At 58.4% G+C, this 16,538-nt stretch carries 11 protein-coding genes; 3 read left to right on the forward strand and 8 right to left on the reverse strand.

Annotation, left to right across the window (positions count from 1 at the left end; translation table 11 throughout):
- Window positions 1–312: 312 nt before the first annotated feature.
- Window positions 313–702, forward strand: a complete 390-nt coding sequence (locus BLL52_RS17220; protein WP_075587875.1) for a DUF6858 family protein — start codon at window positions 313–315, stop codon at window positions 700–702.
- Between the two features lie 56 nt (window positions 703–758).
- Here the strand turns inward: BLL52_RS17220 and BLL52_RS17225 are convergent, their stop codons facing one another.
- Window positions 759–1,382 carry a Crp/Fnr family transcriptional regulator gene (locus BLL52_RS17225; protein WP_075587876.1) on the reverse strand — a complete coding sequence of 208 codons (624 nt, stop codon included), beginning with the start codon at window positions 1,380–1,382 and terminating at the stop codon, window positions 759–761.
- 544 nt (window positions 1,383–1,926) lie between these two features.
- Here BLL52_RS17225 and BLL52_RS17230 point away from each other — a divergent pair.
- Complete coding sequence (locus BLL52_RS17230) at window positions 1,927–6,417, forward strand: Eco57I restriction-modification methylase domain-containing protein (RefSeq protein ID WP_075587877.1); 4,491 nt, start codon at window positions 1,927–1,929, stop codon at window positions 6,415–6,417.
- Between the two features lie 213 nt (window positions 6,418–6,630).
- On the opposite strand, the gene BLL52_RS17235 is transcribed toward BLL52_RS17230, so the two are convergent.
- Genes BLL52_RS17235 through BLL52_RS17250 form a run of 4 tightly spaced genes read right to left on the reverse strand, consistent with a single transcriptional unit; the run spans window position 6,631 to window position 10,178 of the window.
- Window positions 6,631–7,347 (reverse strand): ABC transporter ATP-binding protein, encoded by a 717-nt coding sequence (locus BLL52_RS17235; protein ID WP_075587878.1) that lies wholly within the window; start codon window positions 7,345–7,347, stop codon window positions 6,631–6,633.
- A gap of 1 nt (window position 7,348) precedes the next feature.
- Window positions 7,349–8,119: an ABC transporter ATP-binding protein gene (locus BLL52_RS17240; protein WP_075587879.1), complete on the reverse strand. Its 771-nt coding sequence runs from the start codon at window positions 8,117–8,119 to the stop codon at window positions 7,349–7,351.
- Between the two features lie 36 nt (window positions 8,120–8,155).
- Window positions 8,156–9,238, reverse strand: a complete 1,083-nt coding sequence (locus BLL52_RS17245; protein ID WP_075587880.1) for an ABC transporter permease subunit — start codon at window positions 9,236–9,238, stop codon at window positions 8,156–8,158.
- A 10-nt stretch (window positions 9,239–9,248) separates the two neighbouring features.
- Entirely contained in the window at window positions 9,249–10,178 is a 930-nt protein-coding gene (locus BLL52_RS17250; RefSeq protein ID WP_075587881.1) for a branched-chain amino acid ABC transporter permease, read from the reverse strand.
- A 478-nt stretch (window positions 10,179–10,656) separates the two neighbouring features.
- Here BLL52_RS17250 and BLL52_RS17255 point away from each other — a divergent pair, with 478 nt between their 5' ends.
- Window positions 10,657–11,070 (forward strand): NifB/NifX family molybdenum-iron cluster-binding protein, encoded by a 414-nt coding sequence (locus BLL52_RS17255; RefSeq protein WP_075587882.1) that lies wholly within the window; start codon window positions 10,657–10,659, stop codon window positions 11,068–11,070.
- Here BLL52_RS17255 and BLL52_RS17260 read toward each other — a convergent pair.
- The 3 genes from BLL52_RS17260 to BLL52_RS17270 form a co-directional block, all read right to left on the reverse strand.
- Complete coding sequence (locus BLL52_RS17260) at window positions 11,067–12,383, reverse strand: replication-associated recombination protein A (RefSeq protein WP_075587883.1); 1,317 nt, start codon at window positions 12,381–12,383, stop codon at window positions 11,067–11,069. The genes BLL52_RS17255 and BLL52_RS17260 overlap by 4 nt on opposite strands.
- 202 nt (window positions 12,384–12,585) lie before the next feature.
- A complete protein-coding gene (locus tag BLL52_RS17265; RefSeq protein ID WP_075587884.1) occupies window positions 12,586–15,795 on the reverse strand; it encodes a retention module-containing protein in 3,210 nt (1,069 codons plus the stop codon).
- Between the two features lie 123 nt (window positions 15,796–15,918).
- Window positions 15,919–16,467: a response regulator transcription factor gene (locus tag BLL52_RS17270; protein ID WP_158025703.1), complete on the reverse strand. Its 549-nt coding sequence runs from the start codon at window positions 16,465–16,467 to the stop codon at window positions 15,919–15,921.
- Window positions 16,468–16,538 lie beyond the last annotated feature (71 nt).

Raw genomic sequence — 16,538 nt, forward strand, 5'->3', positions numbered from 1 at the left:
ACGCTCTCATAACAAGAGCTATCTACCCAATATCAGAAAGGGCTAGAAGCCATTTTTTAGCGAATGCCAGCAGCAGCAACTTGACGCCAGCAAAATCTGCAACGCCTGTGCATCCTGCATGACGCAGGTCGCGCCATCCGCTGCAGGCTTGACGTGGGTCAGATCGAAGACGGTTCTGCGAAGAGTATGCGCTGCTCACAACCGACAAACTCGACTGGAACGGGCGCCCGTCCACTGTGCCTTTGGTCACCCGCACTAATCCGCGCAACCAGTACCATCGGGCGTTTTCATTTATCTCATCGAAAGGCCCCCATGAAGCAAACCATGCTGCACGAAAAGTACCCAATATTTTTGGCTGAAATCCCCAAGACTGAGACCACCTACCAAACGGTAGACGCGCTGGTGGACTACTACAAAACCTGCATTGCCAGCAACCCGAAGGTGCAATTCATCAGCGTGTTTGACCACTATGCCCACACCAAACGCATTGAAGGCCCCATCGTTGAAGGCATGACCGCTGCAGTCGACGTGATTTTCTGCTTTGGTTTTGCCATTCCCAGTCCGCAAATGCTGGCGGTGCGCCCGCGCTCTATCGGCATTGCCGACATGGGCAGCAAATTTGTCATCAGCTTCATGGAAGCCCCGATGCAACCCGCCAACGAGGCCATGGAAAAGTGGACGCTGGCGCTGCGCAACGCCTGATCCAGCAAAAAAAAGAGCTTCGCAGTAGCGAAGCTCTGGCTGAACCCGAGGCTGGCTTAGAAACCGGCCAGTGAGCGCAAGGCGCTGGGGTTCAGCAGATTCAAAACGCGGCCTGAGCCGCTGATCAGCCGCTTGTCACGCAACTGTCGCAACACACGCGACAAGGTCTCGGGCGCAATGCCCAGCTGCGCTGCAATGCTGCGTTTGCGTTGCTGCAACTCCACGGCCAGATCGCCTTTGGCACCAAAGCGGGCGTGGCTTAGCAGCCATTCGGCGCAACGTGCTTCCGCATCTTTGGCCAGACGGCTCATGGCAAATTCAGTTTGCTTGCGGTGCGCCATGGCGACATCGGTCAGCACAGCCCGGGCCGAACCCGGCATCTCCGTGATGGCTTGCTTGAAATCCGCAGCTGCCACAGTGCAGAGCTTGAGCGGGGTGTCAGCCACAGCGTCCACCAGATGCGGCATGCCCAAAACGACTGAGCTCGCATCCAGCCAGCACGGCCCCTCCAGCACACCAATTTGGTGCGCCATCTCGTTGGAGCCCATGACACCTAACGCGACCCGGCCCGACTCGATGAAACTCACCTGGTCGGCCTCAAAGCCACGCCGTAGAAGGACCTGACCCCGGCCCAAGGTGCGCGTTTGCGCAAGCGGATTGATGGTGTGGACGGTAAACATACTCTCGAATATGGTGTACCAAGATCGTGACACACTTGAGGTATATCAAAAAGTAAAGCAAATTTGACAAAGTTGCTGTAAAACACGTCCGCCAACCTCTGCTTACCAACACCCTGCCCTGTCTGCTGATCCAAATCGCCCGGTGTATCGCCACTTTTGACCCCGCCGACGCAACAACCGCGCACGTGTGGCGCGACGCTTGGGCGTTTTTCCCGGGCCAGCGCGTCAAAGCCTCAGGTCCGGCGCTTGATCTGCCGCAAGAAGCTGACAAGATCGTTGACGCATGTCAGCACTTCATGCAGCCTTCTGACTGTATTGATTTTTATAGCTGTCTGCGCTTATGCCATAAGGGCTAGATGGTTAAAAGACTTATATTTTTTATCGAGCTCATGGTGATCTGGCCAGCATCCAACACATCACCAAGATCGGCAATGGCCAGGACGCGGTTGGCGCTTTGCCACACCTCAGACATCGCTTCAAGGGCCAGACGTTCGCCTACACTCTTTGACCACCCACGCCCACCGATACTCACTCACGCCAGCCCATGCAAGGACAACTCTTCAGCCAAGACTTTTTGACGCGCGGCGTGCAGGGTACTCCGCCCAACCAAGCCTTGAGTGTCACGTCGTTTGCCGCATTCGAATCTACTCTGCGCACCATTTACGGTGGTCTGGACGCGGCCTCCACCATCAACGAGGCGCAAACTGAAAGCTTGGTCATCAACAAGGTGCTGGTCGCATTGGGTTGGGGCGACGACTTCATGCCCCAGGTCAACCTGTCGGGCAAGCGCCGTGAAGACGTGCCGGACTGCCTGCTGTTTGCCGACGCAGCCGCCAAAGCGCGGGCGCTGCCGCTGAAGGACGATCTGCGCTACCGCCACGGCCTGGCCATTCTGGAAGCCAAGCGCTGGCTGCGTCCACTGGACCGTGGCGACCTGTCAGAAGCCACTGACCCGGATGCGCCGTCAAGCCAAATGCTGCGCTACCTGAGTCGCTCCGACGTGGTGTCTGAGCGTGCCGTCAAGTGGGGCATGCTGACCAACGGTGCCGTCTGGCGCCTGTATTGGCAAGACGCCCGCTCCCGCTCTGAAGAATTCTTTGAGGTAGATCTTGCGGCTGCCTTGGGCCTGCCAGGCATTCAACACACTTTGGACGAGGTAGCGCCCGACCACGCCCTCAAACTCTTTCACCTGTTCTTTAGCCGCGCTGCATTTTTGCCGCAGGACTGGGACAACGCTGGCCGCAGCTTCCACGCCTACGCGCTCAACGAAGCCCGTTTGTATGAAGAAAAAGTCTCACAAGACCTGGGTGCACGCGTCTTTGCCGACATCTTCCCGCAACTCGCCGATGCCCTGGCCCGTGGCGACCTGCACGCCCAGACCCACAAAATTGGCCACGGCCAGTTCACCCGGCCCCAATTTACCCCCGTGTATCTGGACGAGGTACGCGAAGCCGCGCTAGTGATGCTGTATCGCTTGCTGTTTTTGTTTTACGCCGAAGACCGCAACTTGCTGCCCGTACGCGACCCACGCTATGCACCCTACAGCGTGCGGCGCATCCGCGAGGAAGTACGTGACAAAGTGGATGCTGGCACCCGCTTCTCGAAAACCATGCCGCTTATTTGGCTTTCCCTGAGCGGTGCGTTTGATCTGATTGATGTGGGTGACGACGACATCGGCATGCCTGCCTACAACGGCGGCCTGTTCGCCCGCGAACGCTCAGCGCTGCTGACGCGCACCAAGGTGCCCGATTCGGTCATGGCCCCCATCATCGACGCCCTCTCGCGCCGCACCGAAGAACTGCTGCGCGGCTGGATCAACTACCGCGACCTGGCCGTCGCCCACCTGGGCAGCATCTATGAGCGTTTGCTGCAATACAGCCTGGTGCACGAAGTGCAAGCCAAAGACGACTACAAAGACAAGCCCGAAATCAACCGCATCAGTGCGCAGCCCGCCAGTTTTGCGCGCAAGGTCTCAGGCAGCTATTACACGCATGACGACCTGGTACGCCTGATCCTGCGCGAGTCGGTGGGCCTGCTGGCCCAGGAACGGCTGGATGGCTTTGCCGCCCACCTGAAAAAACTGTCCAAAAAAACCTCGCTTAACCCTAGCGACTGGGACGCGCTCGACACCAAAGACCCGGCCAGCCAGATTCTGGAGCTCAAAATTTGCGACCCCGCCATGGGCAGCGGCCATTTTTTGGTGGCGTTGGTGGACTTTCTCGCCGATCGCGTGCTGGAAACCGTTGCCACCGCCACGCTGGACGTCAACGCCCAACCCTGGGCTGCACATCTTGTAGAAAGTGGCCGGCCCTGGCAAAGCCCGGTGCTGGCGCGCCTGGCGCACATTCGCAGCAGCATCAAAACCACCGCCAAAGAACATGGCTGGGTGGTAACTGACGCGCAGCTGGACGACCGCCACATCGTGCGACGCATGATCCTGAAGAAAAGCATCTTCGGCGTGGACAAAAACCCCATGGCCGTGGAACTGGCCAAAACCGCGTTGTGGCTGCACACATTCACCGTCGGTGCACCGCTGAGCTTTCTTGACCATCACCTCAAGATTGGCGACAGCCTGCATGGCGAGCAGTTGCCGGTGGTGCAGCGCGGACTGCAGGATTTAGGCGCGCTGCTGTTGCAAACAGAATTCGACCGCCTGGCACGCTCAGCGAAAGCCCTCGCTCAGGTCGCTGATCTCACCGATGTGGACATCGGCGAGGCCCAGCTTTCCAAGCAACTCGCCACCGAGGCCGCCGAGCAACTCGCGCCCATCCACGCGGTGTTGGACTTCTGGCGCGCACTGCGCTGGCTGATTCCCGGCTGGCCGGTGAAAAAAGTCAGCCAGCTGGCGCAGTTGCTCAAACTCCCCAAGCAAGAGCAAATGCGCCAGAGCGAACTCGCGGACGGCAAGCACCCTGAATATGCGGCCATGCTGAAGCTGCTGGAGCCCGGGCAAAACCTGGTCGCGCTACTGGGTGTAGGGCAAGTTGAAGGCACCGACCCAGCCAGCCAGGCTGCCAATGCGTTGATGGGGCGCGCCCGTGCGTTGGCCCAGCGTGAAACGTTCTTTCATTGGCAAACCAGCTTTCCCACTGTATTTGGCATGGGCAGCAAGGGCGGCTTTGACGCCATGATTGGCAACCCGCCGTGGGACCGCATCAAGCTGCAAGAGGTCGAGTGGTTTGCTGAACGTTCACCCGCCATTGCCGCCCAACCGCGCGCAGCCGACCGCAAACGCATGATCGCCGCCCTGCAAGGTGTCAACATGACGCAAACCGGCGTCAACACCCCGCCCATGGTGGACTTGTGGGCGCACTACCAGGACGCCAGTGAGCGCGCCGAGGCCAATGCCCGCGTGCTTGGCAACGGCAAGCTCGGCAGTGGTGACTACCCGCTCTTGGGCGGCGGCGATGTCAACCTCTACAGCTTGTTTGTTGAGCGGGCACAGGCGCTGATTCAGCCCCAAGGCGTGGTGGCACTCATCACCCCCAGCGGCATTGCGGCAGACAAGGGTGCGGCGGAGTTTTTCCGCTCCATCAGCAGCACCGGCAAACTGCGCGCCCTGTTTGATTTTGAAAACCGCAAGGTGTTTTTCCCCGACGTGCACGCCAGCTTCAAGTTTTGTGCCCTGGTGTTTGGCAACGCCCCGCGCTATGCGCCAGTTCCTGGAAACTCGTCATATTCAGTGCCAAATCCGCCCCTAGCCCTTGCCAATCAAGCGCTAGTAGCTATTGATTTAGGAGCAGTCGAGATCACTGGCGCGACCCCACCCAAGCCGCTGCCACTGCCACTGCCACTGCCCACGCGCTGCGCCTTTTATTTGCACAGCCTGGCGGAGCTGGACGACCCTGAACGCACCCTGCTGCTGGGCGCGCAAGATTTTGTGCGCGTCAACCCCAACACCGGTGCCGCCCCCATCTTTCGCAATCGCCGCGATGCGGACATCACGCTCAAGCTGTATGCCCGGCACCCGGTGCTGGTGCGGCACGGCGCCGTCAGCAACTCCCTGGGCAAGCAGTCGGATGAGAAAACCTGGCCGGTGAAGTACGCCGCCATGTTTCACATGACCAACGACTCGGGTTTGTTTCTGAAAGCCGAAGAGTTGCAGGCGCAAGGCTGGGTACCTGCGCCGCTGAATCGTTGGGAAAAACCCGCTACAGGCAAAGACAAGGGTCGAATTCAAACCGCTGTGCCGCTGTACGAGGGCAAGATGGTGCAGATGTTCGACCATCGGGCGGCGGATGTGGTGGTGAATGAGGCCAATCTCAAACGCGCCGCGCAACAGGAAAGCGTCTCCCAATCCGAAAAAGCTAGTTCAGCTCGTTACCCCTCACCACAGTATTGGGTGCTTGATTCGAACGTCGTCAATACTTGGGACGGTGATTGGTGCATAGCCTACAAATCCGTGACAGCCCCGAGCAATATGCGCACCTTGATTGCGGCCATCGTACCCAGGTGCGGCGTGGGCAACAGCATGGCCATGCTGATACCTCAAGCCGGGGCCGAGACGGGTTACGCCGACTGGGCACCATTGCTCATGGCAAACTTAAGCAGCATGGCCTTTGACTTTGCCTTGCGGCAAAAGGTACAGGGACAAAACCTCAACTGGTTCATCGTTGAACAAGCCACCGTCATCGCCCCCGAGCGCTTTCAAGAGCCCCTGCCCGCAGCCTTCGCCGCCGCCATGCGCGCCGCCAAGCTGATGAACGGCCACCCTGACGACCCGACCGTGGCCGACTTCGTAATTCCCCAGGTGCTGGCACTGACCTACACCGCCTTTGACATGGCACCGTTCGCCCGCGACCTGGGCTATGTGGATGCCCAAGGCGCGGTGTTGCCGCCGTTTGTGTGGAACGAGGACGAACGCCGTGCCCGCCTTACCGCGCTGGATGCGCTGTTTTTCTACCTCTATGGGCTAGACGCTGAAGATGCGGCCTACATCATGGACACCTTCCCGATCGTGCGTGAGCACGACACCAAAGTTTTGGGTCACTACCGCACGCAGGTGGATGTTTTGCAGGTGCTGGCGCTGTTGTAGTCTGGCGTCAATGAACCGAGGCTGAGCGTGCTGTCATTAAGCGCACCAGCCCAGAATCTCTCGACAGACGCAGCGCAGGTTCGAAGAACCGCTAATCAACCACTTCGATTAACAACGGCAAGTGTTCGCACTACTACATGAAAAATAAGCCTCTAACCCTTATAAGTCAAGGGCTTTTAGCTATAAATATAGAAGCAATCTTAATCTGGTAAATCATTCACCCAGATATGCAGCGCGCACTTTCGGGTCTTTCAGCATGGTTTTGCCCTCGCCGGTCATGGTGATCAAGCCGGAGTCCATCACATAACCGCGGTCAGCAATGGCCAGCGCGCGGCTGGCGTTTTGCTCCACCAGCAGCACGGTCACGCCTTGGGCGGACACGTCGCGGATCACCTCAAAGATCTTGTCGACCATGATCGGTGCCAGGCCCATGGAGGGCTCGTCGAGTAACAACACCTTGGGCCGGCTGATCAGCGCGCGGCCCATGGCCAGCATCTGCTGCTCGCCACCGCTCAAGGTACCCGCTAGTTGGTCTTTGCGCTCGTTCAGGCGCGGGAAAATGCCAAACACCTTGTCGATATCGCGCAGGATCTCAGCCTTGTCATTGCGGATGTACGCGCCCATATGCAGATTTTCCAGAATGGTCATGCGGGTGAAAATGCCGCGGCCTTCGGGCACCATGGCCAGGCCCTGCTTGACCAGATCCCACGGGCCCTGACCACGAATGCTTTTGCCCATGTATTCGATGTCGCCATCGTTGATTGGCAAGGAGCCGGTGATGGCCTTCATGGTGGTGGTTTTGCCCGCACCGTTGGAGCCGATCAGCGACACCAGTTCGCCCTCGCGCACCTCAAAATCCACGCCCTTGACGGCCTGGATGCCGCCGTAGGCCACTTTGAGGTCTTTGATTTTCAGAAGAACATTTGTCATATCAGTGGCCACCTGTGCCCAAATAGGCTTCAATCACTTTTTCATTGCGCTGCACTTCGGCGGGTGTACCCACAACCAACTGCTTGCCATAGTCCAGCACGGTGACGCGGTCACACAGACCCATGACCAGCTTCACGTCGTGCTCAATGAGCAAAATGGTGCGGTTGTCATTGCGAATTTTGTCGATCAGCTCGCGCAGCAACACCTTTTCGGTGTTATTCATACCGGCGGCGGGCTCGTCCAGGGCAATCAGTTGCGGGTCGGTGGCCAGGGCACGGGCGATCTCCAGGCGCCGCTGGTCACCATAGCTGAGCGTGCGCGCCTTGAAGTCCGCCAGGCGGCCAATGCCCACGTAGTCCAGCAGTTCCCGGGCGCGCTGGGCAATGGCAGCTTCTTCCGACTTGAAACTTGAGGTGCGAAAAATGGCACCCAACAGGCCCGAATGGGTGCGCACATGGCGCCCGACCATGACGTTTTCCACCGCTGTCATTTCCGCAAACAGCCGAATATTTTGAAAAGTGCGGGCAATGCCAGCCTTGGCCACCTCATGCACGGCGGTGGGCTTGTAGAGCTTGCCCGCCAACTCGAAGGTGCCGGTGTCGGGGGTGTACAAGCCGGTGAGCACGTTGAAAAAAGTGGTTTTGCCCGCGCCGTTGGGGCCAATCAGGCCATACACCTGGCCGCGCTGTATCTGGATGCCTACATCGCTCAGGGCCTGCAGGCCGCCAAAGCGCTTGGACACACCTGATACGTTAAGTACTGTGTCTGTCATAGTCTTGAGTTCCTTGGTAACACTGCCCGGACCCGTTCAGGGCTTGACGTTGGGCAGTGACTTGCCATGCTCGGGCGACGGCCACAGGCCGCGCGGGCGCAACAGCATGATGCTGATCATGGCCAGCGCAATCAGCAACTGGCGCAGGATGGAGGCATCCAGCCGACCGCCCGTCAGGCTTTGCAAGGGGCCGGCCACGTAGCGCAGCACTTCTGGCAAGGCGGATAGCGCAACTGCGCCCAGAATGACGCCTGGCAAGTGGCCGATGCCGCCCAATACCACCATGGCAACGATCATGATCGACTCCATCAGACTGAACGATTCGGGTGAGATAAACCCTTGGAACGAGGCAAACATGGCGCCCGATACGCCACCAAAAGTGGCACCCATGCCAAAGGCCAGCAGTTTCAGGTTGCGGGTGTTGATGCCCATGGCCTTGGCCGCAATTTCATCTTCGCGAATCGCCATCCAGGCGCGGCCCACGCGCGACAACTGCAGGCGGTGCGAAATGATCACACTGACCACCACCAGCGAGAGAAACAGGTAGTAATACAGCGTCACAGACGGGATGTCGTAGCCAAACACCTCAATGCGTTTGCCAAAACTCATGCCAAACAAGGTCAGCGAATCGATCTGGCCAATACCCTTGGGGCCGTTGGTGAGGTTGATTGGGTGGTCCAGGTTGTTCATGAACACACGGATAATTTCTCCAAAGCCCAGCGTCACAATGGCCAGGTAGTCACCTCGCAGGCGCAGCGTGGGTGCACCCAGCAGCACCCCAAACAGCCCCGCCAAACCCGCCGCTGCCGGGATGATGAGCCAGATCGGGGTATGCAAGCCATCCGGGAACATGGCGGCAATGGCCGGAAAGTTCTCTGACAGGTGCGGTGAGGCCAGCAAGCCATACATATAAGCGCCGATGGCGAAAAACGCCACATAACCCAGGTCCAGCAGACCAGCGTAGCCCACCACAATGTTCAGGCCCAGGGCCAGCAACACATACAGCAGCGCCATGTCGGCAATGCGCACCCAGGCGTTGCCGAAGTTCTGCAGAATCAGGGGTGCGACCAGCAGTCCGACGGCTGCCAGCAGGAAAACGATGATTTGTTTTTGTTTCATGGCGGGTCTCCTAGGCACGATCTGCCACACGCTCACCCAGCAAACCAGAGGGCCGCAGCGTCAACACAAAGATCAGCACGATGAACGCAAAAATGTCTGAATAGTGGCTACCCAGCAAGCCACCGGTGAGGGCACCGATGTAACCCGCGCCGAGAGATTCAATCAAGCCCAGCAAAATACCGCCCACCACCGCACCTGCCAAGTTGCCAATGCCGCCAAAAACCGCCGCGGTGAACGCCTTCAGGCCGGGCAAAAAGCCCATGGTGTGCTGCACCGTGCCGTAATTGGCGGCCCACATGACGCCCGCGATGGCCGCCAAAACCGCACCGATCACAAAGGTGGCCGAGATCACGAAATCGGGCTTGACACCCATTAGCGCGGCCACACGCGGGTTTTCCGCAGTGGCGCGCATGGCACGACCCAGCCGGGTGTAATTCACCAGCCACATGAGTACCGCCAGCGAGATCGCGGTCATGCCCAGAATCAGCACCTGGGTGAGGGTGATCACCGCCCCGCCAATTTCGTACGGCACCATTGGCAGCAGATTGGGATAGGGTTTGTAGTTGGGCTTCCAAATGATCATGGCCAGCGTCTGCAACAGCAGCGACATGCCAATGGCGGTGATCAGTGGCGCCAGCCGGGGGCTGTTGCGCAACGGCCGGTAAGCTAGCTTCTCGATCGAGAAGTTCAAGACAGCAGCCACCACCGCAGCAATCGCCATGGCCACCAGCAGAATCACCCAGCCGGGCGTGCCAGGCATGGCGTCCTGCATCATGCCGATGATGCTCCAGCTGGTCAGTGCGCCCACCATCAGCACCTCGCCATGGGCAAAGTTGATCAGGCCAATGATGCCGTACACCATGGTGTAGCCCAAAGCCACCAACGCATACATGCTGCCCAACACCAGACCATTGATGATCTGTTGTATGAAGGTTTCCATAAATATTATTCTCCGAAATTAGCCGAAAGCTGTGTCGACCGGTACGTCGGCTCACCTGGTGAACCTGCAAAACCCTGCACTACAAGCAACTCAAATCGTCACGCAATATACATGCCAAAACGACGCCGTCAGGGGCGGAAGTGGCCGCGATTGTAGTCAACGCGGCGGGTCGGTCCGAGGAGCATATTGCGGGGTCGACCCTTGTCAGTAGGTGACGTCAAGTTAGCTTAACCAGCATAAGGTTAACGCATTGAGAACGACTGCCCCGTCTGTTCGAGCCATGCTTTTCTGGAGCAAACACCCTGTCGCAAGCACTGCCAATTTTGTCATTCAGCGCTGGCCAAACAATTCCGATACGCTGAAAATTTTTAATTTAGTCAAATAAATCAACGCTTTACAAGCACCTATTTACAATGGCATGATGGTTGCTTATTCACTGGCTAACGCAGCAGCCGCTGCCTCCTGATTGAGACGCCCCATGAAAATCGCTATTACCAGCCAAAACCGAAAAACTATTACCGAACACGCCGGCAAGTGCCGCAAGTTCTGGATTTATGACATTCAAAACCAACAGATTGTCAGCAAAACGATGCTGGAACTCGACAAAGAGCAGAGTTTTCACGAAAGCGCCCAGAGGGTCGGCCCCCAGGCGGCTCACCCGTTGGATGGCACAGACCTGCTGATCGCAGGCAGCGCCGGAACCGGCCTGCAAAACCGGCTGGCCCAAAAAGGCATGCAGACCTTGGTCACCACCGAAACTGACCCGGATCAGGCCGTGGCTGCCTGGCTGGCTGGCAAGCTGCCACTGGTGACCACGCCACCCCATGACTGCGAAAGTCACCATGGTGATGGCCACGACCACCACCACGATCACGACGACCAAGACGCCTAAGCAGCGCCAGTCGGCCCGGCAGCCTGTTTGGCTGCCTGATTTTGTGCACGCAGGCCACGCAGCTTTTCGGCTATTTTGATCTCCAGTCCGCGCTCTACTGGCTTGTAAAAGCCAGGCTCAGCCAAGCCGTCGGGCAGATAACGCTCACCGGCAGCGAAACCGCCCGCCTCGTCATGCGCGTAGCGGTAGCCTAGGCCGTAGTCCAACTCTTTCATCAACTTGGTTGGCGCGTTGCGCAGATGCATCGGTACCGGGCGGGTGCTGTCCTTTTTGACAAAGGCTTTGGCCGCGTTGAAGGCCTTGTAGACGGCATTGCTTTTAGGCGCGATGGCCAGATAAATCACACATTCGGCCAGCGCCAGTTCGCCCTCGGGCGTACCCAGACGTTCATAAACTTCGGCGGCATCCAGCGCCAGACGCAGGGCGCGTGGGTCGGCTAAGCCGATGTCTTCGCTGGCCATACGGATCAGGCGGCGCGCCATGTATTTCGGGTCGGCACCACCGTCAAGCATACGCACCAGCCAGTACAGAGCGGCGTCAGGGTCGCTACCACGCACGCTCTTGTGCAGCGCGCTGATCGTGTCATAAAACTGCTCGCCACCCTTGTCGTAACGGCGCATGCGTTCACCCAGCACTTTGAGCAACCAGACGTCGGTGATCTCGCTACGCTGCTCCTGCGCGGCCGCGACCGTCAGGGTTTCCAGTGTGTTGAGCAGGCGCCTGGCATCGCCATCAGCATACGCAACCAAACGCTCAATCGCTACATCTTCAATAGCTGGCAGCCCTTGTAACGCTTGGGCTGAGGCCGCTATTTGCTTCAAATTTTCGGCGGTGAGCGATTGCAGCACATACACGGCAGCGCGTGACAACAAGGCCGAGTTCACCTCGAACGACGGGTTTTCGGTGGTGGCGCCGATGAAGGTGAATAGGCCACTTTCCACATGCGGCAAAAACGCGTCTTGCTGGCTTTTGTTGAAGCGGTGCACCTCATCCACAAACACCAGCGTGCGCCGACCCTGGGCCTGCGCCAGTTGGGCCTGCTCCACCGCCTCGCGAATGTCTTTGACGCCGCCGAGCACCGCGCTGATGGTGATGAACTGTGCGTCAAACGCATCGGCCATCAGCCGCGCAATGGTGGTTTTGCCGGTGCCCGGTGGCCCCCAGAGGATGCAACTGTGCGGCTGGCCCGACTCAAACGCCAGCCGCAACGCCATGCCCTCGCCCAGCATGTGCTGCTGACCGATGACCGCACTCAAGGTTTTGGGGCGCAGCCGTTCGGCCAGTGGAGGGTGAGGTGCGAGGCGGGATGTCATGCGCGCTATTGTGGCGCACCGGGCGCGCACACCAGAGCTTCGTGCGCTATCAAGGACGTGACCGTCTACATACTAAAAATAGCCTCCAGCCCTTATGCAGAAAGCGCTGGCAGCTATTGTTTTGAGAATAGGATAGGCCACTGCGCCAAACCACCTGGCCGGGTCTTCATTCCAGCCGGTAGCTCAGCGAAGTTGGCGCAGGCTAGTCAGTGATCAATTTGTGGTTGTTCAGCAAGCTCTGAATCACTTGCTGATCGGTGCTGGAGGAGCCAATCAAATCAACACCGCTCAGGGTGATGGTCTGAACGTCTTTGGCAGCGCTGAAGCCACCGGAGAATTCCCCGTTGCTGCTGATGTGCACCACGGTGTCACTGCCCGTCTTTTCAAAGTGCAGGTAGCTGGTCAAGTTGCCAGTGCCTGAAGTGTGGTTCTCACCGGTCAGCAGGTCGCGCAGGTCAAGCACATCGCCCCCCGCAGTGTGCGAAGCCGTGTTGAAGTCTGTGATGGTGTCGCGGGCTGGGGCGCCCATGATGCCTTGATCAGCCAGCGCCCACACGAACGTGTCAGAGCCCAAGCCACCGGTGAGCAGGTCGTTACCCGCGCCGCCTGATATGACATCTGCACCGTCGCCCGCATTGACAGTGTCGTTGCCTGCGCCCGCATTGACAGTGTCGTTGCCTGCGCCGGTGTGGATGGTGTCACGCCCGTCACTGCCAATTACCTTTTCAGAAGCCTCCGTGCCCGTGTAGGTTTCACCTGTTCGCACCGCCCAGACGCCGTTTGTGGTGGATTCAACGATGTCTTGGTTGGCGGTGAGCACCGGTAAGTCTGACGGCGAAAACAGTGCAAATTCATCGTTACCGATAATTTTGTAAGTGGCGTCTGCGGTGCCAGAAGACTTGACTTCAACACGCAGGCTGGCATGGCCACCCTGATCCCAATACAAAATTTCAATGGGTTGCAGGCCTTCTGAAATTGGTTGATTTGAATAGACCTCGGTTGTCGTTTGCTGGATATAGTCCGCCTGCGCTAAGTCTTGACCACCAATCCGGACGCGATAGCCGTCGTCTGCAGTAATGCGCAAGTCGTACGCACCGCCTGCTGGGATATAGATGTAACCAACCATCCGGATCACAGCGTCGGTGGTGTCACCCAAACCGCTGGTGGCAGCCAAGGCATCGGCATTGCCTGAAGTCACCTTCAGGAAGTTATAAAGGTTGTTGGCGCCACCCGAGGAGGCTGCGGCACCAATAGACCCCGTCTCGACCTTGCCGTTTTGACCTAGATCGTTGCTGAACAACGGCGTGTTCGATCCCGAATGCAAGCCAAACTCAAGTTTGTTGGCGGAGAAAGTAGCGTCAGCTTTGGCTGCACCCGAAGCGGTACTACCAACCAGGTCTGCGTTGCCGTTGCGGTCTTCGATGATTCTTTCGACATCGGCCAAGCTGTCCACGTTGCCAAATTTTCCATCGTCCGAGTGCAACCTAGTTGCTGTTGTTCCTGAGTAAAGCGTATCGTTCGCGGCGCCTGTTCGGTTGTCGTTGTGCCCAAAATACTCGCCCGACAGGCCAAGATTGCCGATTTCCTTTGTCTGACTGGTGAGATAAACGTCCCCTGGGGGCGCAGTGTCGACTTGGTAGCCTTCGGTGTCGCTGGCGCTGGCGGTGTTGCCCGCAGCATCCGTGGTGCTCACGCTGGCCTGGATGGTTTTATCAGGGTCAGCCACCAGGTCGGCGCCGGGGACGTTGATGGAGAAGGTCTTGTCGGCCTGCACCAAGCCGGTGAAGGTGTTGCCGTTGACGGTCAGGGTGACGGTGTCATCGACCTTGGCATCGCCTTCGACGACGCCGGTGATGGGGATGTTTTGGCCTGCTTCGGCTTGGTTGATGATGTCGTCTGCTGTGATGTTGGCATCCAGCGTGATGCTGAGTTCCGGTGGCGTTGTGTCAATGTTCACCGTGTCGCTGCCAGCGCTGCCAGGGTTGCCCGCTGCGTTGGTGTAGCTGCCCGCTGCCACGGAGACTTGGCCATCGCCTTCAAAGCCGACATTGGCGGTGAAGGTCGCTGTGAAGACCAGTAGATCAGATGTGGGCTGCAGGTTGCTCAGGGTGCCGTTGGTGGCTGTGATGTCATCAAGGGTAAAGCCCACCGGCGCTTGGGTGAAGGTGAAGCTCACCTCGGAGACTCTGTCAGCCACGTTCAGGCTGGCGTCAAGGATGTCCACTGTCACCGCAGGGGCGCTGGCGTCAACGCCGTAGCCTTCGGTGTCGCTGGCGCTGGCGGTGTTGCCCGCAGCATCCGTGGTGCTCACGCTGGCCTGGATGGTTTTATCAGGGTCAGCCACCAGGTCGGCGCCGGGGACGTTGATGGAGAAGCTCTTGTCGGCCTGCACCAAGCCGGTGAAGGTTTTGCCGTTGACGGTCAGGGTGACGGTGTCACCGACCTTGGCATCGCCTGCGACGACGCCGGTGATGGGGATGTTTTGGCCTGCTTCGGCTTGGTTGATGATGTCGTCTGCTGTGATGTTGGCACCCAGCGTGATCGTGGGTACTGGGGGCGCAGTGTCGACTTGGTAGCCTTCGGTGTCGCTGGCGCTGGCGGTGTTGCCCGCAGCATCCGTGGTGCTCACGCTGGCCTGGATGGTTTTATCAGGGTCAGCCACCAGGTCGGCGCCGGGGACCTCAATGGAGAAGGTCTTGCCGGCCTGCACCAAGCCGGTGAAGGTGTTGCCGTTGACGGTCAGGGTGACGGTGTCACCGACCTTGGCATCGCCTGCGACGACGCCGGTGATGGGGATGTTTTGGCCTGCTTCGGCTTGGTTGATGATGTCGTCTGCTGTGATGTTGGCACCCAGCGTGATCGTGGGTGCCAACGTGATGCCAGGTACTGGGGGCACTTCGCCTTCGGCAAGTCCAGTCGCAGTGCCAACATACAGGTTCAGGTCATTGGTTACATCATCAGGACCACGCCCAATGGACAACGGATCAACGGCCTCAACAATTCGCAACACGCGCAACAAAACCATGCGAGTCGCTGGCTTCGCCTCCGTTAAACCCGCAGCCGTTGGATCAAGTTCCGTTAAAAGATCACCGCCAGCAGCAAGCGCTTGAGCGAGATCACTGGCACCACTGTTCAAGTCTTTCAGCGCTGCCTCGGTAGCATCCAAAGGCGCAGTGCCCAAAAGGGTTGCGTCAATCAGCAATTCTCTGGCGGAGGCCACTGAGACCTGTTGGCCGTTGGGCAGAGACAATTCAAGTTCTGCGCCATTTTCTGTGACGACGCGCTGGCCTTCCTGCACTTCATCGCCAACCTTCAGAAGCCTGCGGCTGCCATCCGGGTCGACCAACCAAGCATTACCCTTGAGGGCGACAACAATGCCTTTAGCTTCAACAGAATTTTGAACAGTAGCCACAGAACACTCCAAAGTTAACGAATTGATCCGCTAACTTTAAGGCTCGGGCTGTCACGCCGCTATTGTCCTCAGGTACAGGTACAGGTACAGGTGCAGGCACAGCTACACCAAGATACGTCCATCTCAGCTAATGCCATGCACCCGCAAAGCCAGTTGCAGGCGATCTGTGAGGTTGAGCTTCTGGAAGACGGCACTCAGGTGCGCCTTGACGGTGCGCTCCGAAATCGCACAGTTGCTGGAAATCAGTTGATTGGAGGCACCATTGGCAGCCAAAAAAGCCACTTCTTTTTCTCTGGGTGTCAGGTCAACAGACCAATCCTCTACCACAAGCTTGACTTGGTCGGGACGATTGGCCAGCTTCGCGCCGCGAATGAGCTTTTGCATCAGGCTGCTGCCAATCCAAATTTGCCCTGCTTCGACCACCTGTTTGATTTGAACCAGCGTCGCGGGGTCTGAATAAGCATGGCAATAGGCTGAGCAACCCGCGTCAAGTGCAGCAATGCCCTCAGCATCGGTTGGGGATGAACTGCAAGCGACCACCTTAAGGTGCGGCTGACCCAGCAGTTGCTTCCAATCTGGTGCAACCCAGGCCGGAACCTCAGGCAAACTCAGATCCAGCCACAGCAAAGATTCAGGCCCGACAACACCCTTCGCGGCGCTGAACGTCTCCACGAGGTGTGCCTGCTTTGTCAGCCCGTTTTGCCAATGCCTTAGCAAACCTTGGTCTGATGTGGCAAAGATAG

It is taken from the genome of Rhodoferax antarcticus ANT.BR, assembly GCF_001938565.1.
Classification (GTDB): Bacteria; Pseudomonadota; Gammaproteobacteria; order Burkholderiales; family Burkholderiaceae_C; genus Rhodoferax; species Rhodoferax antarcticus.

Excerpts from the sequence above, each read along its gene's own strand:
- BLL52_RS17240 (WP_075587879.1), bottom strand. The coding sequence starts at position 8,119 with ATGACAGACACAGTACTTAACGTATCAGGTGTGTCCAAGCGCTTTGGC.
- BLL52_RS17220 (WP_075587875.1), top strand. The coding sequence starts at position 313 with ATGAAGCAAACCATGCTGCACGAAAAGTACCCAATATTTTTGGCTGAA.
- BLL52_RS17255 (WP_075587882.1), top strand. The coding sequence starts at position 10,657 with ATGAAAATCGCTATTACCAGCCAAAACCGAAAAACTATTACCGAACAC.
- BLL52_RS17230 (WP_075587877.1), top strand. The coding sequence starts at position 1,927 with ATGCAAGGACAACTCTTCAGCCAAGACTTTTTGACGCGCGGCGTGCAG.
- BLL52_RS17235 (WP_075587878.1), bottom strand. The coding sequence starts at position 7,347 with ATGACAAATGTTCTTCTGAAAATCAAAGACCTCAAAGTGGCCTACGGC.
- BLL52_RS17245 (WP_075587880.1), bottom strand. The coding sequence starts at position 9,238 with ATGAAACAAAAACAAATCATCGTTTTCCTGCTGGCAGCCGTCGGACTG.
- BLL52_RS17250 (WP_075587881.1), bottom strand. The coding sequence starts at position 10,178 with ATGGAAACCTTCATACAACAGATCATCAATGGTCTGGTGTTGGGCAGC.
- BLL52_RS17260 (WP_075587883.1), bottom strand. The coding sequence starts at position 12,383 with ATGACATCCCGCCTCGCACCTCACCCTCCACTGGCCGAACGGCTGCGC.
- BLL52_RS17225 (WP_075587876.1), bottom strand. The coding sequence starts at position 1,382 with ATGTTTACCGTCCACACCATCAATCCGCTTGCGCAAACGCGCACCTTG.